Here is a 26,827-nt window from a genome sequence, read left to right on the forward strand (position 1 = left end):
TATGACTAGAGTGATGACAGGAACCGTGCGCTTATTGCGTCTGCGCATCCGGTGCGCGACGCAATGCGGCGAAATCCGCGGCGCGCTTGTCGAAGAAGGCGGCGATACCTTCGGCGGATTCGTCGTCGCCGAGCGACTCCGCCATGAAATCGGCTTCGAGATCCAGTTGCGCTTCGAGCGAGTTGTCACCTGCCTGGCGGCACAGGCGCTTGATGCGGCCGATCGCGCGCTCGGGGCCCGCCGCAAGCAACTGCGCCATCGCGAGTGCCTCGCTGAGTGCGCTGCCCGGCTCTGCCAGACGATTGGCAACGCCGAGCGCGTGCATCCGTTCGCCCGTCACGGGCCTGCCCGTGAGGCACAACTCCGTCATCAGTTGCCGGGACACGACGCCGGACAAAAACGCGGTCGCACCGCCATCGGGTGACAGACCGACCTTCACGTACGCCACCGAGAACGATGCATTGCGCGCCGCCACCAGCAGGTCGCACGCAAGCGCGATAGAAAGACCCGCGCCCGCTGCGGCGCCTTCGACCGCGGCAATCACCGGTTTTCCGCAATCGCGGATCGCGCGAATCATGTCGTGCAGGCTTTCGATACCCGCGCGCCGTTCGGGCGCTGTCATCGCGCGGCGTTGGCCGAGCCGGTTCAGATCGCCGCCCGCGCAAAACGCGCTGCCGACGCCCGTCAGCACGATCGCGCCTGTTTCAGGATCGCGCTGCGCCTCGTCGAGCGCGGCGGGAAGCGCTTTGTACACTTCCGCCGTGAGCGCGTTACGCGCCGCCGGGTTGTTGAAAGACAGCACCTGCACCGCACCTTCGCGGCGCACAAGGATAGGTTCGTTCATCGTGTTTGGCTCCGGCCGAGGGTGATATAGCGTTCGAGGTGATGATCTTCGTCACCGAACTGGTGATCGATCATGACGAGACGTTTTGCGTAGTGCGCAAGCGGCAATTCCCACGTCATGCCGATACCGCCGTGCATCTGGATGCACTCTTCGGCAACCAGCGCGCCGATGCGCCCAATCGTGTACTTAGCCGCCGACAACGCCCGCTCCCGCTCGACGCGACCCGCGCCGAGCGCAGCGGCCGCGTTGATCACGGCGGAACGTGCCTGCTCGATTTCGAGCAACATGTCGGCCATCCGGTGCTGCAACGCCTGGAAGCTGCCAATCGCGACGCCGAACTGCTTGCGCGTGCGCAGATACTCGAGCGTGTGCGCCTTGGCGACGTCCATTGCGCCCAGCGCCTCCGCGCACAACGCGAGCACGCCCGCGCCGATGCTGTGTTCGAGTATTGCGAAGCCCGCGTCCCGCTCGCCGAGCAAGGCGGTGTCGGGCAGGCACACTTCATTCAGGCAGAGTTCAGCCGCTCGCCCGCCGTCGATCTTCCGATAGCCGCGCAGCGCCACGCCCACCGTCTCGCGCGGCACGACGAAGAGCGAAATGCCGTCTTCCGCATCAGCCGCACCGCTCGTGCGTGCCGATACGAGAAAGAAGTCCGCTTCGGCGCCCTGCTGCACGACCGCCTTCGCGCCCGTCAGCACCCAGCCGTTCGAACTGCGTGCGGCGCGCGTCGTCACCTTGTTCAGTTCGTAGTGCGAGCCGGGTTCATCGTGCGCGAGCGCGGCCACTGCATGACCTTCGATCAGACTCGCAATCAGCGCCCGCTGCACGCCATTGCCCGCGCGGGCAAGTGCGCTCCCCACGACCAATGCGCCGAGAAACGGCTCGACCACGAGCCCGCGCCCAAGGCTTTCGAATACGACGGCGATATCGAAACCCTCACCGCCCAGGCCGCCATCGGCCTCGTTGAAGAGCGCGCCGACCACGCCGAGGTCGGAAAAACGTACCCACAGTTCACGGCTGAAACCCGAGTCGTTACGCGCGAGCGCATCGCGCGTCGCGAAGTCGTACTGCTGCGTCACGAAACGGTTCAGCGTGTCCGCCAGCATGCGGCGGTCTTCGGTATGCTGGAAATTCATTGCGATCCTCTCAAAGGCCCAGGATCATCTTCGAGATGATGTTTTTCTGGATTTCGTTGGAGCCGCCAAAGATCGACAGCTTGCGGTTGTTGAAGTAGAGCGCGGCGGCGCTGGCGGCTTCTTCGGGACCGACGCGCGCGTCGTCGTAACCTTCGTGCAGCGCTTCTTCGATAAACGGCTGCGCATGCGGACCCATCGCGCGCCGCATCAATGACGACAGTTCCTGGCGGATCTCCGTGCCGCGAATCTTGAGCATCGAGCTTTCCGCACCCGGCACGCCGCCGCCCGCGACGGCAGCGATCACGCGCAGGTTGGTCGTCTTCATGTTTTCGAGGTCGATTTCGACACGGGCGAGGCGCGCCGCGAAGAGCGGATCGTCGGCCAGCGGACGGCCGTTGCGTGTGACCTTCTGCGCAGCACGGCGCAAGCGCGCCAGTGCCGCCACCGAGAAACCGACGCCCGCGATATTGGTGCGCTCGTAGGTCAGCAGATACTTCGCGACCGTCCAGCCCTTGTTCTCTTCGCCGACCAGATTCGCAGCGGGCACGCGCACGTCGGTGAAGAAGACTTCGTTGATCTCGTGTTCGCCTTCGAGCGTGATGATGGGCCGCACTTCGACGCCGGGCGAATTCATGTCCACCAGCAGGAAGCTGATGCCCTCCTGCTTGCACACATCGGTTGCGGTGCGTACGAGACAGAAGATCATGTTGGCGTGCTGCCCAAGCGTGGTCCACGTCTTCTGGCCATTGACGATGTAGTGCTCGCCTTCATCGTCGATACCACGCACTGCGCTCGTCTTCACGGAAGCGAGATCGGAACCCGAGCCGGGCTCCGAATAGCCCTGGCACCACCAGTCGGAGCCGTCGAGAATGCGCGGCAGCCAGTGGGCCTTTTGCGCTTCATTGCCGTACCTGATCAGTACCGGCCCCAGCATGTTCACGCCGAACGGCACGATGCGCGGCGCGCCTGCCAGCGCGCATTCGTTCTCGAAGATGAACTTCTGCACGGCGCTCCAGCCGGGGCCGCCATACTGCTCGGGCCAGTGATTCGCGAGCCAGCCCTGTTCGTTCAGGATCGCGTGCCATTCGGCCATGTCGGCGCGTGTGAGATGCAGGCCGTTGCGCACCTTGCTCGAAAGCCTGGCGGGCAGCTTTTCGTCGAGAAAGCGCACGACGCGTTCGCGAAAGGCTTCCTCTTCAGGCGTGAAATTCAGATCCATGATGCTTTGTCTCTCAGTAGATTTCGAAGAGGCCGGCGGCACCCATGCCGCCCGCGATGCACATCGTCACGACCGCGTATTTCACGCCGCGTCGACGGCCTTCGAGGAGTGCGTGTCCCGCGAGGCGCGCGCCCGTCATCCCGTACGGATGACCTAGGGAAATCGCGCCACCGTTCACGTTGAGGTGCTCAGCGGGAATGCCCAGGCGCTGCTGGCAATAGACCGCCTGTGAGGCGAATGCTTCGTTGAGTTCCCACAAGCCGATATCGCCGACTGTCAGCCCGTGGCGGGCGAGCAGTTTCGGCACGGCGAGCACGGGGCCGATGCCCATTTCGTCCGGTTCGCAGCCCGCGACCGCAAGTCCGCGAAACGCGCCAAGCGGCGTGAGATTCGCGCGCTCGGCGGCTTTCGCTTCCATCATCACGCAGGCCGATGCACCGTCCGAGAACTGCGACGAGTTGCCTGCCGTGACGTACCGGTCCGGGCCTTTGACCGGCGCGAGCTTCGCGAGCGCTTCATACGTGGTGCCGGGGCGGTTGCAGGTATCGGCGGAAACCGTCACCTCGCGCTGGCTGACGGCGCCCGTTTCTTTGTCGGTAACGGCCATCGTGGTTGTGACAGGCACGATCTCGTAGGCATAGCGGCCGGCAAGTTGCGCTTGCGCTGTACGACGCTGGCTTTCCACCGAGAAACGATCCTGCGCTTCGCGGCTGATGCCGTAGCGCTTCGCGACGATGTCGGCGGTATCGATCATCGTCATGTAGAGCGAAGGCTTGTGTTCGACGATCCACGGGTCGAGCGCGGTCACGCCGTCTTCGCGTGTGCGGATGCTGGAGATGCTTTCGACGCCGCCCGCGATCATCGCGGGCGCACCGTCGACGACGATGCGCCCTGCTGCCATCGCAATCGCCTGCAGGCCGGACGCGCAGAAGCGGGTCACCGTCGTGCCGGCAATCGACAGCGGCAAGCGCGCGCGGATCACCGTCTGGCGCGCGATGTTGCGCCCCGTGTTGCCTTCCGGATAACCGCAGCCGAGAATCGCGTCCTCGATCAGTTCGGGGTCGATACCCGAGCGCGTGACGGCTGCCCGCACGGCGACCGCCGCGAGTGTGGGACCGGGGGTGATGTTGAATTCTCCACGGTGCGCCTTGGTCAACGGCGTGCGCGCGGTGGAGACGATGACGGCTTCTCGCATGGTCTGAGCCTGTAAAGAGAGATGAAAAACTGAATGGATCAGGCGGCGTGATTGAGGCTCGCCAGCGTGGCGCCGCGCCCGACGAGATCGACGATCAGCGGCGACGGCTGCCAGAACACGGGGTCCTCCCGCGCGAACTCGCGGATATCGGCGAGCACCTTCGCGAGGCCAACGGTATCGGCGTATTGCATCGGGCCGCCGCGATGACGCGGAAAGCCATAGCCGTAGAGGAAGGTCACGTCCACATCGAGCGGACGCAGCGCGATGCGCTGATGCACGACGTTCGCGCCTTCGTTGATCATGGCCGCCATGTAGCGCCGCATGATCTCCTCGTCCGAGAACGCGCGTGGCGTGATGCCTGCACGTTGGCGCTCGGCATCGATGATCGCTTCGATATCGGGATCGGGCGTGCCGGTGCGCGCGCCGTCCGCATACAGGTAATAGCCGCGGCCGGTCTTCTGGCCGAACCAGCCGCGCTCGCAGATGCGATCGGCGATCTGCACATAGCGCTGCTTCGGATCGCGTGTCGCCGCGCGGCGCTTGCGCGTCGCCCAGCCAATGTCGCCGCCCGCGAGGTCGGCGACCTGGAACGGTCCCATCGGAAAACCGAACTCGCGCACCGCGCGGTCGATCTGATACGGCGATGCGCCGTCTTCCAACATGTGATCCGCGGCCGCGCGGTAGATCGCCAGTACGCGATTGCCGATGAAGCCGTCGCACACGCCTGCTCGCACCGGCACCTTGCGCAGCTTCTTCGCCAGCTCAAACGCGGTGGCGACGACGTCGGCGCTGACCTGCGCGGGCACCACCACTTCGAGCAGCTTCATGATGTTCGCGGGCGAGAAGAAATGCAGGCCCACGACATCGCCGGGACGCGACACGCTGGCTGCAAGCGCGTCGATGTCGAGATACGAGGTATTGGTCGCGAGTACGGCGCCCGGCTTGCAGACGCGATCGAGTTCGGCGAACACGGCCTGCTTGATGCTCATCTCTTCGAAGACGGCTTCGATCACGAGATCGGCCGTGGCGAGCGCGTCGTACGACGTGCTGCCGCTCCAGCGCGCGAGCACGGCTGCTTTCGAGGCGGCTGTCATGCGGCCTTTCGCGATCAGGCCGTCGTAGACCTTCTCGATGTTCGCCAGGCCGCGTGCGAGCGACGCGTCGTCGCGTTCGATCATCGTCACGGGCAGGCCCGCATCGAGCAGCGCGACCGCGATGCCCGCGCCCATCGTGCCGCCGCCGATCACGCCGACACTTGCGATTGCACGCGCTTTCGCGTGACGCGTTTCGGGCGCTTTCAGCACTTCGCGTTCGGCGAAGAATGCGTGGATCAGACCGGCCCGCTGCGGGCTGTCGAGACATTGCAGGAACAACTGGCGCTCGTGGCGCAGACCGTCGTCGAAAGGCAGTTCGAGCGCGGCTTGCACGGCATCGACGATCTTCAGCGGCGAAAACAGCCCGCGAGACTTCTTCGATGTTTCAGCGCGTGCGGCTTCGATGGCGGCCCGGCTGGCCGCGCGGTCTGCGAGTCCATTGGCGTCGCGTGTCGGGCGCACGGGAGCGTTCGCATCGAGCAATGCCTGCACATACCGGATGCCTTCCTTCAGCGCGTCATCCGACTCGCCGATCCGATCGACGAGACCGAGCGCAAGCGCTTCCTGTGCGCCGACGTGACGGCCGCTCAACATCAGATCCAGCGCGGGCTCCGCGCCGATGAGACGCGGCGCGCGCTGCGTGCCGCCTGCGCCCGGCAGCAGGCCGAGTGTCACTTCGGGCAAGCCGAGCTTCGCGCTGGCAAGCGCAATCCGATAGTGTGCGGCGAGCGCGATCTCAAGACCGCCGCCGAGCGCCGCGCCATGGATGGCCGCGACGACTGGCTTGCGGCACGCTTCGATCCTGTTGCAGACAATGGGTAGCGACGGCGGCAACGGCGGCTTGCCGAACTCCCTGATATCCGCACCACCGATGAAGTTGCGCCCCGCGCCAATCAGCAGGACGGCATCGACCGCGGCGTCCTGTTCGGCGGCTTCGATGGCATCGTTCAGGGCGCATCGCACGGCGACGCCCAGCGCGTTGACGGGTGGGTTGTCGACAGTGACGACAAGAATGCGGTTGCGCAGTTCGCGCCGGACGGCGAGCGCCGTCGAATCGGAAGTCATCTCCCGCGTCTCCATGTATTTTGTGTGGGTTGATTGTCAAATGCACAGCGCACCTTGACAATCCAACTGCCAGTTGACGAACCGTTAACTGAAAGTTGACAATGGACGCGAGAAAATCCTGCAGAACAAAGGCCGGCCTAGCTCCAGGTTTGCGCGAGCGACAGGATTTCCGCCCGCAGATAGTCGATCAGCGCTTGCGTCGCGGGCGACGGATAGCGATTGGGCAAGGTCACGATATACAAGGTGTTTTCCCGGCCCGCCACGCGGAATTGCGGCAGGACGCGCAGCAGTTCGCAACTCATCGGCGCGTGCGGTACATAAGCGGGCAACAGTCCGATGCCCATGCCCTGACACACGGCCTCCGTCAGAAACGGATAGTCGGATGACTGCAGCGCGGGCTGCATCGTGATCACGTGGACGTCGGTTTCGTCCTCGCGGTGTGTGAGCGTCATCGTGACGCGACGGCCGGGATACGGCGACGCGACCAGCGTCTGCTTTTCGAGGTCGCCCGGGCAGTCGATAGGACCGTGCTGCTCGATGTACTCCGCCGACGCGACCAGGTTCCAGTCGATCGAGCAGATATTGCGCGCCACGTAGTCGAGCGGCGGCGTCGCCGTGATGCGTATTGCGACGTCGACTTCGGACGCGATCAGGTCTTCGATCCGGTTATTGAACGTGACCGTCAACGTGATGCCCGGATGCGCGCGCGCAAACTCCAGCAGCTTGGCACCGAGAAACATCCGCCCGAAACCGGTCGGCACGCTGATGCGAACGCGGCCGCTCAAGGTCTGTCCGAGGCTGTCGATCGAAGCGCGTGCCGTGCTCAGGTCTTCCAGCATGCGTTGCCCGCAGTCGTATAGCGTGTGGCCCGCTTGCGTCAGTTCGAAGCTGCGCGTGGACCGGCGAAGCAATTGCGCGCCCGTTTCGCGTTCCAGCAGCTTGAGGCGCTGGCTGATGTTGGCGCGCGTCATGCCGAGCTTGCGCGCGGCGGCGCTGAGGCTGCGCGAGTCGACGATCTCGACGAAAAGACCAATCAGGTTCAGGTCCATGATTTGATTTGCGTGTGTTTACCTGGCGACCGGTTTTGCAATCGCTCTTTCATTTCCGGCATAGGCGGACAGTGTAAGCCCGCGTAACGACGGCAAATCGCATCATGGTTCAATTTACCTGTTGTTATTGCAATCGGCATTTGCATCAAATGGTATATTTAGTTGACGATTGATATTCGTACGATTAAGTTTTTACTTTGAAATTAGAAATCAATAAAAGTGGCTTCAGCTCAATACGAAGAAAGACGGCCTGTTTCAGTCACGCTCGCGGGCATTACGCACACGGGTTCATATCGGGTAATCGAAGGGACGGTCATTGTCTATGCAGGCGCGGATATCCGGTCCGCGCAATGCGGCATGGATCGCCCGGAGACGGTCGCGCGCTGGGTTTTGCTCGACATGTGCCGTAAAGCCGAGGCGAAAAAGCGTAAAAGCGGCGGTGCAAGCGGGCAATTGCGGCCTGCCTGAATTACGCGGTTCCTGCGCTTTCGCGCGATAAAATCCGTTCTGCCTCAGCGGTCTCCGGCGTCTGCGCCGGGACGCCGCCCGGCGATATCCGACATTCTGTCTATCGCCGCCCCTCCAGTCTGCATTGTGTATCTCCATGTTTCTGCGCCCTCGCGCCGAAACATGCCTATACATTCGCGTGGATTCGCGACACCTCCGGGATACACGCGCACGCTCTAATACGTCCAACCGGGAAGCAGCGGAACGACCGCTTCCTCACGCACGATCTGCCCGCGCTCAGCCTTGAGCGGGACAGAATCTTCACCTACGTTTTGAAGACGGTGATCAACGACCTGTTCGAACTCACCGGCCACAAGCCGATGAGCATGCACGACTTAGTGAAGCTGCACGTTGCAGACCTCACGCGCAACGCAACGCACTGAGCAATACCGGAGACCGATTCCATGTCAAACGACACGCCCCACTCCTCCTCGCGCCGTAACTTTGTCGGTATGGCCGCTGCCGCGCTCGCCGCAGGCTCGCTGAGCCGGCTCGCCTTCGCCGACACGATCCCGGCAGTCGGCAAGATCACCGAACCCGCGAACGGCGACAAGTCCGCGATCCGCCCATTCCGCGTTCACGTCCCCGAAGCGCAACTCGTCGACATGCGGCGGCGCATCAAGGCTACGCGCTGGCCCGATCGCGAGACGGTGCCCGACGAATCGCAGGGCATCCAGCTCGCGATGATTCAGGGGCTCGCGCAATACTGGGCGACCGGCTATGACTGGCGCAAATGCGAAGCGCGGCTGAATTCGTATCCTCAGTTCATCACGGAGATCGACGGACTCGACATCCATTTCATCCATGTGCGGTCGAAGCATGAAAACGCGATGCCGTTGATCGTGACGCACGGCTGGCCCGGCTCCGTGATCGAACAGTTCAAGATCATCGACCCGCTCGTCAATCCGACTGCGCACGGCGCCTCCGCTTCGGATGCATTTCACCTCGTGATTCCGTCGTTGCCCGGCTACGGCTTTTCGGCGCGACCGACGACAACGGGCTGGGGACCGGAACGCACGGCGCGCGCGTGGGTCACGTTGATGAAACGCCTCGGCTATGAGCGCTTTGCTTCGCAGGGCGGAGACCTGGGCGGCATCGTCACGAACATCATGGCCAAACAGGCGCCGCCCGAACTGATCGGCATTCATGTGAACTTCCCGGCAGCCGTCCCGGCGGAGATTCTGAAGTCGCTGGCGGCGGGCGACCCGACGCCTGCCGGCCTGTCGGACGACGAGAAGCACGCGTATGAGCAGTTGAGCGCCAACTTCAAGAAGAAGCGCGGCTACGCGTTCGAAATGGGCACACGGCCGCAGACGCTGTACGGCCTTGCCGACTCGCCCGTCGCGCTGGCTTCCTGGCTGCTCGATCATGGCGATGGATATGGCCAGCCCGCAGCCGCATTGAGCGCGGCCGTGCTCGGTCATCCCGTCAATGGTCATTCAGCGGGCGCGCTGACGCGCGACGACATACTCGACGACATCACGCTTTACTGGGTGACCAATACGGGGGTGTCGGCGTCACGCTTCTACTGGGAATCGCATGCGAGCTTCTTCCCCGCAGCCGACGTCAACGTGCCTGCCGCCGTCAGCGCGTTTCCGGGTGAAAACTACCAGGCGCCGAAAAGCTGGACCGAAAAGGCTTATCACAATCTGATTTACTTCAATAAGCCTGAAACGGGTGGGCATTTTGCGGCGTGGGAAGAACCGGTGATCTTCGCGAATGAAGTGCGTACGGGATTGAGATCATTGCGGGCATAAGCCGTCATACGTAATGCCGTAATGCGCTCCGACGTGTACGCGCCGGAGCGCCTCACAAAAACCGCTCCATTCAACCTTCGCCAGGCTCGTAAGCCGACGCCTGATTTTCAAGCTTCCATTTCTTCTCGGCCGTCGTATCGGGCTTCGGTGGTCGAATGCCGTCGATCAACCACAGTTCTCGCGGCGTCTCGCCGACATGCAACTCATAGTGGTAGCCGCGCTCCTGCACAAATGGCGCAATCGCAGCGTTCGCCTTGCGAAGCCAGGACTCCGTCCATTCGACGTCCCTGGAAATGTGTCTCGCGAACTGGTCGAGTCTGATTCTGACGAAATCGTCTCGCGATACTCCGCCCATAAAGAATGAATCTTTCGGCTGTTCATGAAACAGAACGCCTACGTAGAAGCGGGGAATGATGTAAATATCGGCGATTCGATTGGCCATCTCCTTCTTGTCATCTGCCGTGTAAGCACCAACGGGATGATAGATATTCCACAAGGGCATGTTTGTCTCCACACATCGATAGATGCCGCGCTTCTTATGTCCGACATCCATGCCTCATGCGAGAGAACATGAACGGGACACAGGTAAGGCGGCGATATAAGTAGCCAACGGACAGCTACCGGTTAACACCCACGCTCTCCCCCTTCTGTTGACGACGGGGAAGACCGAGCATGCTGCGCGCGTCATCGGGTGTTGCGACCTCTGCGCCAATGCTTTTGATGATAGTCACCGCGCGCTTGACCAGCGCGGCATTGCCCGGCGCCAGTTCCCCCTTCGCGAGATAAAGGTTGTCTTCGAGGCCAACGCGGACGTGACCGCCAAGAATCACACTCTGCGCCACGATCGGAAACTGCGCGCGCGAAATGCCAAACGCCGACCAACGCGCGTTCTCAGGCAGATAGCGTTTCATCTGCAGCAGGCTCTCGGTGTCCGCCGATGCGCCCCACGGCACGCCAAGACACAACTGGAACAGCGGCGCCTGCAGAATCCCCTGCGTTTCGATCAGGTGGCGCGCAAGGCGCACATGCCCAAGATCGAATACTTCGATCTCCGGCTTCACGCCGGCTTCTTCTATCAAGGTCGCCATCCTGATCAGATGATCGGGCACGTTCACGAATGCGCGATTGCCGAAGTTCATGGTCGCGATATCCAGCGTGCAGATTTCCGGACGCAACTCGAGCACATGCTGCACGCGCGCTTCGGGCGTCATCATCGTGCTGAGTTCGCTGCCCCGGTTCGGGTCTTCTTCGCTGGGAACGAAACGTGCGCCCGGGCCTGTCGTCAGATTGATCAGGATCGGGCATCCACTATCGCGGATCCGCGAAACGACTTCTCTGTACAGCGACAGATCCGTGCCTGGAGCCCCTGTTTTAGGGTCTCGTACGTGAATGTGCGCAATGCTTGCGCCGGCTTCACATGCCTCAATGGCTTCGTTGGCGATCTGTTCGGGCGTCACGGGCACGGCTGGGTTGAGTCGCGGCGTGTCGTCGCTTCCGGTGAGGGCACAACTGATAATCGTCTTGCTTGTCATGGCGTTCGTTCAAAAGAAACAGTAATCAACCTTCGCACTCAAGCGGCGCGAGCAGGACCGAAGGGTGCAGCGCCAACGGGAGCGACTCTGATCAGCTTCTTGTTGACGAATTCGTCGAAGCCCAATTGCGAAAGCTCTCGTCCAAATCCCGAACGCTTGACGCCGCCAAACGGCAATTCCGCCGATGTCCCGAACGGTTGATTGATGAACACCATGCCGCTGTCGATCTGCGCGGCAACGCGTTCGCCGTGTTCCGTATCCGCCGTGAACACCGATGCGCCGAGACCGTATGGCGTGCCATTGGCGAGCGCAATGGCAGCGGCTTCGTCGTCGACGACGTAGAACGCGGCCACCGGGCCGAACAGTTCTTCGGAAAAGACCGGGTTTTGCTGCGTGATGTCGCTCAGAACGGTCGGTTGCAAATAAAAGCCCGTGCGCTCGACACGCTTGCCGCCGCACACGATGCGCGCGCCGTGCAATGCCGCGCGGTCGATCTGTTCGAGTAGCAGCGTCAACGCGCGTTCGGAAGAAAGCGGCGCGACTGCCGTTGCGGGATCGGCGGGATCGCCCGTTTCGAGCGCTGCCATCCGCTTCGCGAAGCCTTCGAGGAAAGCCTCGCCGCGCGCCTTGCCAACCACGATGATGCGTTTGGAACCCACGCAGCATTGACCCGCATTGAGCATGCGGCCCACGACCGCGCTCTGGATCGCCCAGTCGAGCGGCGCATCTTCGAGCACGATGAACGGATCGCTGCCGCCCAGCTCGAGCACGACTTTCTTCAGATTGCGTCCAGCGCGCTCGGCAACGGCAGCGCCCGCACGCTCGCTGCCCGTCAATGTCACGCCCTGGACGCGCGGGTCGTCGATCACCCGGCCGGCCTGATCGATCGAGATGAACAGATTCGTATAGACGCCTTCAGGCGCGCCCGCTTCCTCGAACAAGCGCGCGAAGGCCAACGCCGATTGCGGCACGCTTTCCGCATGCTTGAGCAGCAGCACGTTGCCCACCATCAGCTGCGGCCCGGCGACGCGCGCAATCTGGTAGTACGGAAAATTCCACGGCTCGATGGCGAACAGCACGCCAACCGGTTCGATGTGCACGGAAGCACCGGGAGCTTCCGCCAGCGGACGCGGTTGCAGATAAGCGTGCGCATGCTTTGCGTAGTAGTCGAGAATGCTCGCCGCCGATTCCACTTCCTTGCGCGCTTCCGCGCTGCGCTTGCCCATTTCCAGCGTCAGATAGCCCGCGTATTCGTCGGCTTTTTCCCGCAATAGTGCGGCAGCCCGCGACACAATGCGGGCCCGATCGCTGACCGGCCGGCGGCGCCAGTCGGTTTCGAAAGCGCGCTGCGCGGTAGCGAGCTTCGCTTCGAGCAACGGCTCGGATATGTCGTCGTAGGTGGCGAGCAGTTCGCCTGTAGCAGGGTTGATAGTCGTGTACGGCATGAAGTTCTCCGCGAAAAAATGGCTGGCGAGTCGTTGCGCTGAATTTATGTTAACACCGTTATCACACTCCCTGACTACACTTTTCTGGCCAGGAAATACCCTCATTGATGTTTATGTTAACGCCGTTATCATGAAGTCATCTTGTTCAACCAAGGAAGCGAAATGGCAAAGGGATATTGGGTCGCCGCGTACCGGTCGATTCACGATGCAGGCAAGCTCGCGGCATACGGCGTGCTGGCGACCGAGGTCGTGAAAGCGGCGGGTGGAAAATTTCTGGTGCGCGGCGGCGAGGTCGTTGCGTTCCAGCAAGGTCTCAAGGAACGGACGGTGGTGGTCGAGTTTCCGAGTTTCGAACAGGCGCTCGCCACGTTTCAGAGTGCCCCGTATCAGGAAGCACTGGCCGTACTGGGCGACGGTGCCGAGCGAGACGCGCGCGTTGTTGCGGGTCTCGACGACTGACGCATGTCTATACGTAGCTGCGTCGTAACGATCGAATAGCAAGCCCTTTCCAGCAGTCACTCTTTTCATCCAGGGAAGCCGCTGGTAGTCGTATTTCACCCTAATGTTAATGTCATTAACATATACACCGGACAACATCCGGATCTGAAGCAATGGAGCAAGAATGGACGAAGCAATTGTTCTGAGCGAACTCAAAGGTCACGTAACGGTTCTGACGATGAACCGTCGCCCGCACAACCTGATGGGTCCGACGCTGTATCGCGCGCTACTCGATGAATTCGACAAGGCGGTGAAACGCGGCTCGCGCGCGATCCTGCTGCGCAGCGGTCTGCGGCACTTTTCGGCCGGCGCCGAAGTGGCGCTTTTCCCGGATCGCATCGCGAAGCAAGGCAAGGCGCTGATGGATCCGCTCGATGTGCTGCGCGGCTTCGAAACACTGCCGATCCCTATCGTCGTCGCCGTGAACGGCACATGCCTCGGCGGCGGGTTCGAAGTGGCGCTGGCCTGCGACTTCAGCGTGGTCGCGGAATCGGCGAAGATCGGCTCCGTCGAGGTCGCACTCGGGCTGCATCCGCTGCTCGGCGGCATTCAGCGTCAGGTGATGCGGGCCGGCCCGGCACGTGCAAAAGAACTCTCGATGCTCGGCCGCCGTTACGACGCGGCGACGCTCGAACGCTGGGGCTTGATCAATCTCGTCGTGCCCGACGACAAACTCGATGAAGTCGCGCTGTCGGTTGCACAGGAACTGGCAGCTGGCCCGACCGTCGCGCATGCCGCGACCAAACAGCTCGTGCGGGTTGCCGTCAACGAAGGCATTGCCGCCGCCGACGAAGCAATGTTCGAACTGCAAAAGCCGATCTGGGCGTCGCAGGATCTCAGGCGCGGACTGGAGGCGTTCAATACGGCCGGTCCTGGCACCGCCATTTTCGAGGGCAAATGATATGGCCGGACCGCTCGAAGGACTCAAGGTCGTCGATTTTTCGCGGGTGCTGGCCGGCCCGCTGTGCGCCCGGACGCTGGCCGATCTCGGCGCCGACGTCATCAAGATCGAACCGCCGCGGCCCGATGTGTCGCGTGCAGCTTTCCCGAATCACGACGGCATGTCGGGCTACTACGCGCAGCAGAACAGCGGCAAGCGCAACGTCAGCATCGATCTGAACGCGCCCCGGGCACGCGAACTCGTGCTACGCCTGTGTGACGAGGCAGATATCGTCGTCGAAAATTTTCGCGCTGGTACGCTGAAAGGGTTCGGACTTGACTACGACACGCTCGCGAAGCGCAATCCAAAGCTGGTCTACGTGTCGATCACGGGCTACGGCCAGCGCGGTCCATGGGCGTCGCGCATGGCCTACGCGCCGACCGTGCAAGCCGAAGCGGGCTTCACGCACAACACGCTGCGTCATTTCGACGGCATGGACGACGCTCGCAAGTGGACCGACCCGCTGTCGCACGCGGATGTCTACGCCGGCCTGCAGGCGACCATTGCCGTGCTCGCGGCGGTACGCAAGCGCGACATGACGGGGCACGGCCAGTACATCGACGTCGCAATGGCCGCCGTGATGCTGTCGATCAACGAACGCGCTCACCTCGATCTCGCGGGTGTCGATACGGGCGCCGAGCCGGGCATCCTCGGTGCCTCTGATGGTCCGCATTTCGTCGGCCCCGGTGGTGAAGCGTTCGTGGCGGCGCAAAGCATTATCGGCAGCAATACGTTCCCGAATTACCTGCGCGCGATGCGCCGCATGGATCTGGCGCAAGATCCGCGCTTCAGCACCGCTGAGCGCCGCCTGCAGAACTACGATGCGCTGCACGCCGTGATCCAGACGTGGATCCGCTCGTTCCGCGATCTCAAGACGCTCGACGCGCAACTCGACGAGGCCAAGATCGCCATCGGCCAGATCCGTACGCTAAAGGAACTGGCAGAGACCGATTGGGCGAAACAGTGGGGAGCGGTTCACGAGGTACCGGATCGCCGTGGCGGTTCGTATCTGATCCATGGTTATCCATGGCATTTCTCCGATGACGAACTCGGCATGCGCAGCGAGCCGGCGTTTCGCGGCGAACACAACGAGCAGGTGTTTCGCGAAGCAGGTCTGGCGGATGCCGACATCCGAGATGCCGTCGACGCCGGCATTCTGGTTGGGGGACCGCCACCTTCTGCGAAGGAGATCGACGCCGCTGATCTTGCGGAAGCACCGACTGTCTAGACGCAAGCTCGCAACAGGTGGCGTCTTGCACAAAGACGCCACCTTCGCGAGCGGTCGATTGCGCAGGAGTAGAACATGATCGTGACGATAGACGAGACCCACGACGCCGCCGCGTTCAGTTGGGTGCAAAGCGCCAATACGCTGGAAACAGATTTCCCGTTGCAGAACCTTCCGCTCGGCGTGTTTCGTACCGAGGCACGCGTTACGCCGCGAATCGGCGTGCGTATCGGTGATGCGGTTCTCGATGTGCACCGATTGCTCGATACAGATGCACTCGAACTGCACGCTCCCGAAGACGACGCACTGCGGCAGACAACTTTGAATGCGTGGATGGCGCTGGGACGGATGTCTTCCACGGCATTGCGTCGCAAACTGTTTGCGCTGTTGCATTCATCAACGGAAGGCACGGCGCGTGAGACGGTGTCGAACTGTCTCGTGCCCGCGAACGCATGCACGATGTTGTTGCCGTCGCAGATTGGAGATTTCACCGACTTCTATACGTCGATCCATCATGCGAGACGTGCCGGTGAACTCGTAAGGCCGGACTCGCCGATACACCCCAACTTCAGAAGCATGCCGATCGCTTATCACGGACGGTCTTCGTCGGTAATGGTGAGCGGTGTGCCGTGTCGACGTCCATTCGGGCAGACTGACGCAACGAGTGGATACCGTCCGACGACAAAGCTCGATTTCGAACTCGAAGTCGGCTTTTACGTAGGCGAAAACACCGGCACGACGAAACGCCTGTCCGTCGATTCAGCCGAAGATCACCTGTACGGACTTTGCCTCGTCAACGACTGGTCGGCGCGGGACATCCAGCGCTGGGAAAGCGCACCGCTGGGTCCCTTTCTCGCGAAGAGCTTCATGACCAGTGTGTCGCCATGGGTGGTGACAGCAGAGGCGATTGCGCCATTCAGGGTTGCCGAAGCGATACGTGGCGACGACGCGCCGCCGCTCGCCGCACAACTCACGTCCGCATCTCACGCAGCCTTGGCGGCGATCGATATCTCCCTGTACGTCACGCTGCAAAGCCGGCAAATGAAGGCGGCTGGCATTGCCGCAATCGACGTGGCCAACTCCGACTTCAAGGATCAGTACTGGTCCGTATCGCAGATGCTGACTCACCACGCCAGTAACGGATGTCCGTTGCGTAGCGGCGATCTGATTTCGAGCGGCACCGTATCGGGACCCGAGCGCAGTGACAGCGGATGTTTGCTCGAGCGAACGCGCGATGCGCGGGAAACGATCGCGCTGCCGACGGGCGAAGTGCGAACGTACCTCGAAGACGGAGACATCGTGTCCTTCTCTGGTCGATGCAATCGCGCGGGCTTCAGGTCAATCGGATTCGGAGAGTGTGCCGCAGAAGTGACCGATAACCTTTGATGGATGCGGTCCGCCTTTGTATTTCCCGTATTAATACAACACGTCGGAGGAGCGAATGGAATTGATGAAGCAAGCCCATGCAGACGGGGCATCGCCGGATGACAACACGCTACTGCGGAAAGCCTACGCGTCCGCGCAATGGCGAATACTGCCGATACTGTTCGCCTTGTGGATGCTGGCGTGGGTCGGTCGTTCGAACGTTGCGTTCGCGAAGTTGCAGATGGTCGTCGACCTGCGATTCAGCGAAACAGTCTATGGCTTAGGCGCCGGGCTCTTCTTCGTCGGCTATGTGCTGTTCGGCATCCCGACGACCATGCTGCAAAAGAAGTTCGGCGCGCGCACTGTGCTTGCCGGTATAGCCGGCGGATGGGGGTTGACGAGTATTGCGATGACCTTCGTCGATAACGCACCGACATTCTACGCATTGAGGTTTCTGCTCGGCGTATTCGAAGCCGGCTTCTATCCAGGCGTAGTGTTGTACTTCAATGCATGGTTTCCGGGAACCAGACGTACCCGCAATTTCAGCATCTTTCACTCGGGCTCGCTCTTCTCGACGGTCACGATCGGTTTGATGGGGGGATTCGCGCTCGAACATCTGAACGGACTGGCGGGCTTTCAGGGCTGGCGATGGATGTTCTTCACTCAGGCCGTCCCGACTGTTGTACTGGCGTGCGTCGCGTTCCTCATACTTCCGGATCTTCCCGGCAGCGCGAAGTGGCTTTCGGCGCGACAACGCATGCTCATCGACGACGATCTCGGCAAGCATGCCGAAACGACGCACGACATCGACGCAGACGAACGTCCGCTGTTACTCAACCCGGCTGTGTGGATCCTGAGCGCCGCCTACTTTTGCCTGCTTGCCGCAACCGCAGCACTGTTTTTCTTCTCTCCGACGATACTTCGTGAGGCGGGATTCGGCGGCTACAAAGAGATCGGGCGCGCAGTCGCCGGTGCCTGCGTGCTCGGGGCATTGGGCAACGTACTTATCTGTAGCATCGGGGGCGCCCCGCATCGCCGCCGGTTCTTCTGCGCGCTGGCGTCGTTGTTCACCGCGATAAGCCTCTCCGCGCTCGTCTTCGTCTGGCATAGCAGTACCACGGCCACATTCTTGCTGCTGGTTCTCGGCTTTGCGGGAACGGGTGCCGGTATCACCCTCTTCTGGCAGATGTCTGTTGGCCTGCTCAGCGGCAAGTCGCTCGTAGTCGGCGTGCCGTTGATCAGTTCCGTCGCCAACGTGGCGGGCTTCGTTACGCCATTTCTGATCGGCTATGTTCGCGACGTAACGGGAACCTATGCGAGCGGGTTCATCATGATCGCCTGCGTCCAGGCACTTGGCGTCGTTGTGCTTCTGTTCGGCGTGCAGCGCCTTGTCAGGAGGCGAACGCGCGTCGGCGAGATGCCGGTTCAAAGCGCGACGTGATCGATCCATGGCGGTGCGGGCGCGGCCACCGTTCGTGGCAAGCGCCCGCGAGTGTTTCATGCGTGATTCGCAATATTGCGTGCCTCTCTGCGCGGAATTTATAATGGTCTCCCTGATTTTCTCCTCGAACGAAGGTCACGTGAGTCCGAAGTCATCTTTAGCGAAGAGTGCGGATTACCATCATGGCAATCTGCGTCATGCGCTTATCGAAGCGGGGCGCAGCGCGCTTACGGAGGTATCGGCACAAGACCTCAGCCTGCGCTATCTCGCGCGCATGGTGGGCGTATCGGAAGCCGCGCCCTCCCGGCATTTTTCGGGCATCGACGAACTGCTGGCCACCATCGCGGCAAGTGGATATCGCGACCTTGCTGCGCTGCGCGTCGCGATCCGTGACAGCGAGGATACGCCGCTTGCCAAGGCGTATCGGATGATGCGCGCGTACATCGAGTTCGCGCAGCGCCACAAGGGCCTGTTCGGCCTGATGATCGGGCCTCGCATCGTCGCGCACGCCGCGTATCCGGAACTCGCCGAAGAAAGTAACAGGTCGTTCGGTCTGTTTTCCGACACGATCGAGGCGCTGGCTATCGAGAGCGGCTGGGACCGCGCCGATCTCAAGCTCGTGACCCATGCCGCGTGGAGCATGGAGCATGGTCTCGCCACGCTTATCCTGTCCGACCGCGCACCGCGTGCCGACACCAAAGTGGCCATCCCCAGGCTGACCGATTTCGTCGTGATGACCTTGCTCAGCGCGATCACGGCCGGTCCGGATCATCTCCAGAATGTGATCGAGCAATGCGGGCTGCTTGAAAAGCCAGTGGTGACGCGCGCGGCTCGCAAGCGCGCCAAAGCGTAGTTTGCGTCGCTGGTCTCGCGGCTTTCCGTAGCGACCGCCGCGAGTCGCTCCGTTGCGCGAGCTTCCCAGTCTCACACCCGCACATTGCCCGCCTGCACTCGCAGGCAATTCACCCTGCGCTCCAGGGCAAGCGCATCCCGATACACCGGCGCTATCGTTGTCTCACCCCGCAAAACTTGCCCTCCATTCGAGAGCGGCAATATTCAGGAGACGACGATGGAAATCAAGCCAAAGGTTCTTGAGGAAGCCGTCCAGCTGGACGAAATCCCGTGGAAGGCCTTCCCCGATGCGCTATCGCAAGGCGGCATCCGCTGGAAGATGCTGCACGCGTCGCCCGAAATGGGCGCCTGGACCGCCATTTTCGACTGCCCGGCGGGCTCCTCCTTCAATGCTCATTTCCACGTCGGGCCGGGCGAATACCTGCTGACGAAAGGCCGCATGGATGTGCGCGGCGGTGCCGAGCACGGTGGCGACACGGTGATCGCGCCCGCGTACGGCTACGAATCCGCGAACGCGCGACACGACAAGACGTACTTCCCCGTCGATAGCGAGTTCTACATGACGTTCCTCGGCCCGCTTTCGTTCATCAGGCCCGACGGCACGCCGATCGTGGTCGTCACATGGGACGAAGCGCAGCGCGCCTACGCGGGCTGATTTCAGCGCCACGCCAGAAGCCCGCGACTGCATGGTCGGCGGGCTCGACAGCCGCTTTTCGGAGACACTGCATATGACTACCGCTTCAGCACAGGTCGACGCGATCACGCAGCAGGTGTTCGACCACCATCTCGGCGCATTCGCGCAGGGCCTCGACGAGCTACTGAAAGACTACGACGACGCCTCGACGATCATCACGCCGGAGAAGACCTGGCGTGGCCGCGCGGAGATTCGCGCCTTTTTCAAGGGCTTTCTCGACAACGCAGCCCCCGGCTTCTGGCCGGCCTTCAGGATCACCAGCAAAAGCACGGCTGGCGAAGTCGCCTATCTGGTGTGGGAAGCGAAACCCTGGATCACGCTCGCCACGGACACGCTGGTGATCAAGGACGGAAAAATCATCGTACAGACGTTTACACCCTTCTCGGCCTAGACGTTCCTGCACCACCTCTCGACACGAGGTCACAATGAACAGACTGAACGGAAAAGTAGCGATCGTCACGGGCGCCAGTTCGGGCTTCGGACGCGGCATTGCCCTTTCGTATGCAGCAGAGGGCGCAAAAGTCGTGGTCAGCGATATACACGAAGCGCCAAACGCGGGCGGCTTCGAGAACAATCCGCAACTGCCGACGGCAGCGGCAATCCGGGAAGCAGGCGGCGACGCACAGTATGTAGCCTGTAACGTCACGAAGCAGGACGAAGTCGCGCATCTCGTGCGCGAGGCAGTTCGCCTGTACGGCCGTCTCGATGTGATGGTGAACAACGCCGGTATCTATCGGGCCGGTAAGCTGGCGCATGAGTTTGCCGTCGAAGATCTCGACGCCTGCTTCGATGTCAACGTGCGCGGAACGTGGTTCGGATGTCAGGAGGCCATCAAGGTGTTTCTGAGTCAGGGCACGGGCGGCAATATCGTCAACATCGTTTCGACTGCGGGTCTGCAGGGCCATCCGAAACAGTCCGTGTACAACATTTCGAAAGGCGCGGCAGCGAATCTGACGCGTTGCCTCGCGATCGAATACGGCCGCGACAAGATCCGCGTCAACGGCATATGCCCGACCTACGCGAAGACGTCACTGACACGCGCACTGTTCGACGACAAGGATTTCGACAAGGCATTCACCGACGTGATCCCGCTCAAACGATGGGGCGAAGTCGACGACATCGCGAACCTCGCGGTGTTTCTTGCCTCGGACGAATCCAGCTACATACACGGCGATCTGATCCGGATCGACGGTGGCGAAACGCTCTGCCGTTTCTCCGTGTAGGCGCACACGCAGGGCACGCCGTCGCCGAGCGTCAGGCGGCGTCGGCGTCCGCTTGACCGCGCAGCGCTGCGCGACGCACATCGCCTGGCGCGGCGCCGTAGCGTTCACGGAACGTGCGGCAGAAATGGCTGACCGAGTTAAAACCCCAACGGAACGCGATTTCGGAAATCTGCAGACGCTGGAAGGCGGGATCGGTGATGGCCTGCTTGCACATGTGCAAACGGCTGTTCAGGATGAACCCTGACACGGTCAGATCGTTTCGCTGGAACAGCATATGGAGGTAGCGAAGCGAGATGTTGCTGGCTGCCGCAATACGTGTCGGATTCAGGTCTTCCTCGTGCAGATGCTGCAAGATGAAATCCTGCACGCGTCGAAAGGTTGCTGCGCTCGCGTCGAAGGTCGACGACGGCTGCTGGCCGGACAGCGCGATACCGAGCAGTTCCAGCGTGGACCGGCTTACGGACCCCTGAACGCTCTGATCGAGGCTGTCGATCTGGTTGGACAACGCCAGCAGATGAACCGCCAGCAGCGAACCGACACCCGTGCGGCTCTCTATCTTTCCGCCCGACGGCGGATGCTTGCGCTCCGGCAAGCGCTCCCGCATCAGCGACCATGGAATCATCAGCGTGACCTTGTGCAGCCGCTCGAGCACTTCGAACTGCACCACCTGATCCGTCGTCCATACGACGAGATCCCCAGAGGTTACCTCGACGCCGGAATCCCCGATCCTGAACCGCTCGCGGCCGCCCGTTGTCAGCTGCACGCCGACATACAGTTCGTCGTCGCGCCGTACCAGACCGCTCGTGCGTTGCCCGCTACACGGATCGCAAATCGTTTCGACGATCCCGGCACCCGCGAAGTCGTGATGCTTCACGCGCGCATAGAACGTCGCGGGCAAGCGCTTCGGCACCTGCCACTCGCGATAGCTTTGACTCAGCACATCCTGCCAGGCGTCAGTACGATCGCTCGTGGGCACCTCGTCGATCGACCAGTCGGTGAAAGCATTTGGCAAGGCCGTCTCCTGTCTCCGGTTGCGCCGTCTCTTTTTGTGGACGGTTGCGCTATTTTTTAAGGCTACACCCATCGGCCTGAGCGAGCCAGGCTGCCCTCTTTTCATCAGCGCGGGTTTGCTGCGGTGCACACGTGGGAACTGCGCTTATATCCCCATTCTGGCCTCAGGCATGCTGCATGCCTTGCTTCAGAGCGCAACGCGAATTGACTGGCAGTGCATCGGCTATCTGGACCGAGGTATGCATCGGCCCGCCGCGGAATTCAGAACATCAGTGAGCCATCCACGCACGTGACGCAAGAGCCGCCGACGCGCACCTTGCCGCTCCTGTCCACGCTCACCTCTATCCGTCCATCCCGGCCGACGCAGCGGCCCTGCGTCGCGACATAGTGGCCACCGTCGGCGGGCAGCAGCCCCTGAGACCATTGGAATGCAGCAACGCTGCCATTGCCGCTTCCGCAAACGGGATCTTCGTTGACGCCACACGACGGCGCGAACGTGCGCACCTCGATTGCCGCATCGCCACGTTGATGAGCACCGAATACGGTCACACCTGTGACGCCGAGACGGCTTTCGAAGTCTGCCAGTCTCCCAAGATCAGGCCGCAGTTCAAGCACGGAAGCCGCATCGGAGAACTGCGCGATGACCCAGACTGGGCCGACGTTCACGACAGCCGGTGCAGTCTTGCCGCTGACGTCGCAGCCGAGAATGGCCGCGAGCTCTGCCCTGTCCTTCTCGTGCAGCGTCTCGATCTTCGCCTTCGGAAGATCGAAAGCCAGATGACGTTCTCCCGCATGTTCTTCGATCGACAACTCAACGAGGCCGATACCGCAGCTCTGAATCAACCGCCCGCCTGCCCGTGGCGTCACACGACCGGCCTCGAGGATCGCGTGAGCACTACCAAGCGTCGGATGTCCGGCGAAGGGAAGCTCACTGCCCGGCGTGAAGATCCGTAGCTCATAGTCGGCCTCGACACTCGTCGACGGAAGCACGAATGTCGTTTCGGAAAGATTCGTCCAGCGCGCGATAGCCTGCATGTCGTCCGTCGATAAACCCTCCGCGTCCAGTACGACAGCGACTGGATTGCCGAGAAGCGGCCGGCGCGTGAACACATCTACCACCTTGTACGATCGATTCATTCTGTCCTCTGGCAAGCGGATAAATACGTCAGTGTAGGTGCGTCAACGTTTTACAGCCGCTACGCTGTCGATTTCCGCATCCGTTAGACCGAACTTCGCCATGCGGGCGCGATGGTCGGCCGAACCAAGGTATTGCCGCAGTTGCTCATTCACTGCCTGCAACAGCGCATGATTGCTCTTGTTGAACGAGAAGGCGCCAACGGGTACGGCTGTCTCCTTGCTCATGTCATGCGCAACCGCTTCCAGTTCCTTGTTAGAACCTGCAATGGCACGGTTCCCCACTGCGGTTCCCGCGAATGCATCGATCTTTCCCGCAAGCAATGCCGCGATCGCTTCCGGCTGATCCTTGAACATCGTGATCTGCTCATCGCGCACGCCTGCCGATTTTGCGGAGTCGATTTGCACTTGTCCGTTGATCAGACCAATCCGTGCATCGCCGTGCTGTGCTAGCACCGCGTAACCCGTCAGCGCTTTCGGATTCCCGGCATGCACGACAAATCCGTCGCCCAGCGCCCAGACAGGGACGCTGAACGCAACGTGTGCAGCCCGCCCAGACGTGACGAAGATCGGCACGTTCATGTCCCAACGGTTCTCCTGGACACCGGGGAGTAATTCCTCGAACGACGTAGGTTGATACTCGATCGATGTCACGCCGATCGCGCGGAGCACCACATCGGCGAGTTCAATGTCTGAGCCTGTCACGGCACCGGCCGCGTTCGTCCAGTAGAACGGCGGCTCTTCGATATAGGCGACCCTTACTTTCATGACTTTTTCCAATAGTTGAAGAGGGAATATGACCGACAGTCACGCTCGCGAATCATCCGTCGAGATGTCGAGCGCAATTGAAAGCGCGTCCAGCGCCTGTCCAAGACGCGCGGGCGGCAGATAACCAAACCCGAGCCGGAACACACGCTCGCTCTCACCAAACCATGTTCCGCACGCGAGTTGCAAGTCGTGCCGCGGCAGCGCATCCCAGAAGCGTGATACGGCCGAAGCATCGAAGGCGTCATCACGCAGGCGCACGCAGCACAACGCACCGGCATCCGGGCGCACCCACTCGACGCGCGTTCGTTCGCGCTCGCACCATGCCGCCAGTTCCTTGACGGCACCGTCGAGCAGACGACGCCGCGATGCAAGCACGGCTTCCCGATTGCGCAGCAACGCGGCAGCAAGCGCTTCGTCGAGCACCGAGCCGGAAATGACGGTGTTCATCTTCGCGACCGTAAGGCGCGCCCGGAGATCCGCGTCCGCCACCGTGAGCCAGCCCGTGCGCAAGCCCGGCGCCCCGAGTGCTTTCGATACCGACGCGCCCGTAACGATGCGCGGGTCGAGCGCCGCAAAACTCCCGGTCGCGACTGCTTCGCCGTAGGTTGCCTCTCGATAGGTCTCGTCGATGAAAAGTATCGCCTGGGGCGAGTGTTTCGCGAGCAACGCCAGCAGCTTTTCGATCTCGCTCCGCGACGTCCGCACGCCGCTCGGATTCTGCGGCGACGCAAGGCTTACCAGCTTCGTTGTCGAAGAGAGCGCAGCCTCGATGCGATCCAGATCCAGTCGATACCCATCTTCAAACGACAACCTGACTTCGCGTACGGCGACACCCGCGCCGACCAGACAGTCACGACTCGGCGGAAAACAGGGTGTCACGAGCACAGCTTCATCGCCGGGCCGGCAAAGTTCGAATGCAAGCAGAAAGAGTCCGAGCGCGGTGCCTTGAGTCGTGACGATCTGCCCGGCGGACACACCGCAGGTTTCGGCTATGGCTTCGCGCAACGCCTCGGCACCCACCGATTTACCGTAGCCCAGCTTCAGATCGCGAATAGATTCGAGACCCGCCATATCCAGCACCTCGCCGACCGTCAGGTCTTGCGACGTGCTCTCCGCCAGATTGAACGGCCTGTTCACGTCCAGAAGCGAAATGATCTCGTTGTACGGAAAGCGCCCGCGCCACACCTTCGTATTTGCGCCGCCCGCGACATCCGTTTGAAACGCATTCATGCTTTCGCCTTGCATCGATGGTGAATACTGATCTGAAACACCCGCATCGTAGCGCCGACATACCAACCATAACAGTCACAATTTTCGACTGAATGGACCATCACAATTTTGCTTGGCGACGTGCGGGTGAGAATCGATAATCGGGAAATCCACCGTCACGATGCATTTCATGGATACGCACACTTCGTTCCGTTACGAGCAACTGGCCGAACTCATCACCGGCATGATCGACAATGGCGCGCTCGCGCCCGGCACACGTCTGCCATCCGTGCGCGCTGTCAGCGAGCAGCACAGCATCAGTATCTCCACCGCATTGCAGGCTTACAGGCTACTGGAAGATCGCGGCATTCTCGTTGCACGTCCGCAGTCGGGTTTTTATGTGTCGGCGCCGCATCGGGGCGCACTCCGGTTGCCGTCGACCTCGCGCGCGCGTTCGAAGGCGTCGACCGTGTCGATCAGCGGCGCCGTTGCAGCGCTGCTGGAGCATGCATCGAATACCTCACTCGTGCCGCTCGGTTGCGCCGTGCCAGAAGCGGCACTGTTGCAGTCGAACCGGCTCGACCTCGCGCTGTCGCGCGCCGCCCGCCAGCATGGCGCGCGATACAACGCCTATAGCGCCGCACAAGGCGAACCGGGCCTGCGCCGCGAGATTGCGAAGCGGGCGATGCGCATCGGCCACGCACTGTCCCCCGACGACGTGCTCATCACAGCCGGCTGCACCGAAGCACTCACGCTCGCGCTCACCTCGGTCGCGTCGCGCGGCGATACGATCGCAATCGAATCGCCCACGTATGTCGGGCTTCTGCACACGCTCGAAGTGCTCGGCCTGAAGGCTTTCGAACTACCGACCGATCCGACTCGCGGCATCGACGTCGATGCGCTCGCGCATCTGCTCGATACGGAATCCGTGGCAGCATGCGTGCTGTCGTCGAGCTTCAACAATCCGCTCGGCTCGATGATGGCCGAAGCCGACAAGCGCGCACTTCTCGCGGTGCTCGCGCAGCATGAAGTACCGTTGATCGAAGACGATGTGTACGGCGACATCTACTTCGGTCGGGAACGGCCCAAGCCCTTCATCGCGCTCGACGGCGGCGCCAATACCATTTATTGCAGTTCGTTTTCGAAGAGCCTCGCGCCCGGATACCGGGTCGGCTGGATCGTCGCGGGCGCCTATGCGCAACGTGTGATGGACCGCAAGCTCGCGTTCAGCCTGTGCAGTCCGACCTTGCCGCAGGTCGCGCTCGCGGACTTCCTCGCGAGCGGCAACTACGATGCACACCTGCGCACGCTTCGCCGCATGTTCCAGCAAAATCTTGCGCGGATGACGCGCACGATCGAGGCAGGCTTTCCGGCCGAGACAAAAGTAAGCCGCCCCGCAGGCGGCTTCGTGCTGTGGCTCGAACTGCCGAGGCGCTTCGATTCGCGCGAACTGTTCGACCAGGCACTCGAAAAAGGCATCTGCTTTGCGCCCGGCGACGTCTTCTCCGCGAGCCGGCGTTTTCGCAACTGCCTGCGCCTGAGCGCCGGGCACGTGTGGAACGAAAGCGTCGAAGACGGCGTACGTCGACTGGGCAAGCTCGCGAGGGCATTGCTCGCGCGCTGA

25 protein-coding genes are annotated in these 26,827 nt (G+C 61.9%); 12 read left to right on the forward strand and 13 right to left on the reverse strand.

Annotated elements, in window-relative coordinates:
- Positions 1-31: 31 nt before the first annotated feature.
- From G3O01_RS22160 to G3O01_RS22185, 6 genes are all read right to left on the reverse strand, one after another.
- Entirely contained in the window at positions 32-844 is an 813-nt protein-coding gene (locus tag G3O01_RS22160; RefSeq protein WP_205807419.1) for an enoyl-CoA hydratase, read from the reverse strand.
- Positions 841-1,980 carry an acyl-CoA dehydrogenase family protein gene (locus G3O01_RS22165; protein ID WP_205807429.1) on the reverse strand — a complete coding sequence of 380 codons (1,140 nt, stop codon included), beginning with the start codon at positions 1,978-1,980 and terminating at the stop codon, positions 841-843. Before G3O01_RS22165 ends, G3O01_RS22160 begins: the two co-directional genes overlap by 4 nt.
- Positions 1,981-1,990: 10 nt before the next feature.
- Positions 1,991-3,199 (reverse strand): acyl-CoA dehydrogenase family protein, encoded by a 1,209-nt coding sequence (locus G3O01_RS22170; protein WP_205807439.1) that lies wholly within the window; start codon positions 3,197-3,199, stop codon positions 1,991-1,993.
- Positions 3,200-3,212: 13 nt separating this feature from the next.
- Positions 3,213-4,394, reverse strand: coding sequence for an acetyl-CoA C-acyltransferase (locus tag G3O01_RS22175; protein WP_205807441.1), 1,182 nt, complete (start codon positions 4,392-4,394; stop codon positions 3,213-3,215).
- Positions 4,395-4,432: 38 nt separating this feature from the next.
- Positions 4,433-6,553, reverse strand: a complete 2,121-nt coding sequence (locus tag G3O01_RS22180) for a 3-hydroxyacyl-CoA dehydrogenase NAD-binding domain-containing protein (protein WP_205807443.1) — start codon at positions 6,551-6,553, stop codon at positions 4,433-4,435.
- Positions 6,554-6,690: 137 nt separating this feature from the next.
- Positions 6,691-7,602 (reverse strand): LysR family transcriptional regulator, encoded by a 912-nt coding sequence (locus G3O01_RS22185; protein WP_205807445.1) that lies wholly within the window; start codon positions 7,600-7,602, stop codon positions 6,691-6,693.
- 219 nt (positions 7,603-7,821) lie between these two features.
- On the opposite strand from G3O01_RS22185, the gene G3O01_RS22190 reads away from it, so the two are divergent.
- Complete coding sequence (locus G3O01_RS22190; RefSeq protein ID WP_241024152.1) at positions 7,822-8,070, forward strand: hypothetical protein; 249 nt, start codon at positions 7,822-7,824, stop codon at positions 8,068-8,070.
- Positions 8,071-8,513: 443 nt separating this feature from the next.
- Positions 8,514-9,866 (forward strand): epoxide hydrolase family protein, encoded by a 1,353-nt coding sequence (locus tag G3O01_RS22195; RefSeq protein WP_205807447.1) that lies wholly within the window; start codon positions 8,514-8,516, stop codon positions 9,864-9,866.
- A gap of 70 nt (positions 9,867-9,936) precedes the next feature.
- Here the strand turns inward: G3O01_RS22195 and G3O01_RS22200 are convergent, their stop codons facing one another.
- The 3 genes from G3O01_RS22200 to G3O01_RS22210 form a co-directional block, all read right to left on the reverse strand.
- Positions 9,937-10,368 carry a tautomerase family protein gene (locus G3O01_RS22200; RefSeq protein WP_205807449.1) on the reverse strand — a complete coding sequence of 144 codons (432 nt, stop codon included), beginning with the start codon at positions 10,366-10,368 and terminating at the stop codon, positions 9,937-9,939.
- Between the two features lie 115 nt (positions 10,369-10,483).
- Complete coding sequence (locus tag G3O01_RS22205; RefSeq protein WP_205807451.1) at positions 10,484-11,398, reverse strand: 3-keto-5-aminohexanoate cleavage protein; 915 nt, start codon at positions 11,396-11,398, stop codon at positions 10,484-10,486.
- 38 nt (positions 11,399-11,436) lie between these two features.
- On the reverse strand, positions 11,437-12,843 hold the full coding sequence (locus tag G3O01_RS22210; RefSeq protein ID WP_205807453.1) for an NAD-dependent succinate-semialdehyde dehydrogenase: 1,407 nt from the start codon (positions 12,841-12,843) through the stop codon (positions 11,437-11,439).
- A 162-nt stretch (positions 12,844-13,005) separates the two neighbouring features.
- On the opposite strand from G3O01_RS22210, the gene G3O01_RS22215 reads away from it, so the two are divergent.
- From G3O01_RS22215 to G3O01_RS22255, 9 genes are all read left to right on the forward strand, one after another.
- Positions 13,006-13,302, forward strand: coding sequence for a DUF1330 domain-containing protein (locus G3O01_RS22215; protein ID WP_205807456.1), 297 nt, complete (start codon positions 13,006-13,008; stop codon positions 13,300-13,302).
- 163 nt (positions 13,303-13,465) lie between these two features.
- Positions 13,466-14,242, forward strand: a complete 777-nt coding sequence (locus G3O01_RS22220; protein ID WP_205807463.1) for an enoyl-CoA hydratase/isomerase family protein — start codon at positions 13,466-13,468, stop codon at positions 14,240-14,242.
- Position 14,243: 1 nt separating this feature from the next.
- A complete protein-coding gene (locus G3O01_RS22225; RefSeq protein WP_205807464.1) occupies positions 14,244-15,509 on the forward strand; it encodes a CoA transferase in 1,266 nt (421 codons plus the stop codon).
- 75 nt (positions 15,510-15,584) lie between these two features.
- Positions 15,585-16,892 (forward strand): fumarylacetoacetase, encoded by a 1,308-nt coding sequence (fahA, locus tag G3O01_RS22230; protein ID WP_205807465.1) that lies wholly within the window; start codon positions 15,585-15,587, stop codon positions 16,890-16,892.
- Between the two features lie 55 nt (positions 16,893-16,947).
- Positions 16,948-18,312: an MFS transporter gene (locus G3O01_RS22235; RefSeq protein ID WP_205807466.1), complete on the forward strand. Its 1,365-nt coding sequence runs from the start codon at positions 16,948-16,950 to the stop codon at positions 18,310-18,312.
- Positions 18,313-18,415: 103 nt separating this feature from the next.
- A complete protein-coding gene (locus G3O01_RS22240) occupies positions 18,416-19,165 on the forward strand; it encodes a TetR/AcrR family transcriptional regulator (protein WP_241024153.1) in 750 nt (249 codons plus the stop codon).
- 216 nt (positions 19,166-19,381) lie between these two features.
- Entirely contained in the window at positions 19,382-19,819 is a 438-nt protein-coding gene (locus G3O01_RS22245; RefSeq protein ID WP_205807468.1) for an acetylacetone-cleaving protein, read from the forward strand.
- A 73-nt stretch (positions 19,820-19,892) separates the two neighbouring features.
- A complete protein-coding gene (locus G3O01_RS22250; RefSeq protein WP_205807469.1) occupies positions 19,893-20,249 on the forward strand; it encodes a nuclear transport factor 2 family protein in 357 nt (118 codons plus the stop codon).
- Positions 20,250-20,283: 34 nt separating this feature from the next.
- The gene (locus G3O01_RS22255; RefSeq protein ID WP_205807470.1) at positions 20,284-21,081 is read left to right on the forward strand and encodes an SDR family oxidoreductase; all 798 of its coding nucleotides are present in this window, start codon (positions 20,284-20,286) and stop codon (positions 21,079-21,081) included.
- 31 nt (positions 21,082-21,112) lie between these two features.
- Here the strand turns inward: G3O01_RS22255 and G3O01_RS22260 are convergent, their stop codons facing one another.
- The 4 genes from G3O01_RS22260 to G3O01_RS22275 all read right to left on the reverse strand — a co-directional run bounded on the left by G3O01_RS22260 (position 21,113) and on the right by G3O01_RS22275 (position 25,224).
- On the reverse strand, positions 21,113-22,093 hold the full coding sequence (locus G3O01_RS22260) for a helix-turn-helix domain-containing protein (protein ID WP_241024154.1): 981 nt from the start codon (positions 22,091-22,093) through the stop codon (positions 21,113-21,115).
- 260 nt (positions 22,094-22,353) lie between these two features.
- Entirely contained in the window at positions 22,354-23,229 is an 876-nt protein-coding gene (locus G3O01_RS22265) for a PhzF family phenazine biosynthesis protein (RefSeq protein WP_205807471.1), read from the reverse strand.
- A gap of 42 nt (positions 23,230-23,271) precedes the next feature.
- On the reverse strand, positions 23,272-23,994 hold the full coding sequence (locus tag G3O01_RS22270; RefSeq protein WP_205807472.1) for a transporter substrate-binding domain-containing protein: 723 nt from the start codon (positions 23,992-23,994) through the stop codon (positions 23,272-23,274).
- 39 nt (positions 23,995-24,033) lie between these two features.
- Positions 24,034-25,224, reverse strand: coding sequence for a pyridoxal phosphate-dependent aminotransferase (locus G3O01_RS22275; RefSeq protein WP_241024155.1), 1,191 nt, complete (start codon positions 25,222-25,224; stop codon positions 24,034-24,036).
- A gap of 169 nt (positions 25,225-25,393) precedes the next feature.
- Here G3O01_RS22275 and G3O01_RS22280 point away from each other — a divergent pair, with 169 nt between their 5' ends.
- Entirely contained in the window at positions 25,394-26,827 is a 1,434-nt protein-coding gene (locus G3O01_RS22280; RefSeq protein ID WP_205807474.1) for a PLP-dependent aminotransferase family protein, read from the forward strand.

This window comes from Burkholderia sp. Ac-20365, from assembly GCF_017104715.1.
In the GTDB taxonomy this organism is placed as follows: domain Bacteria; phylum Pseudomonadota; class Gammaproteobacteria; order Burkholderiales; family Burkholderiaceae; genus Paraburkholderia.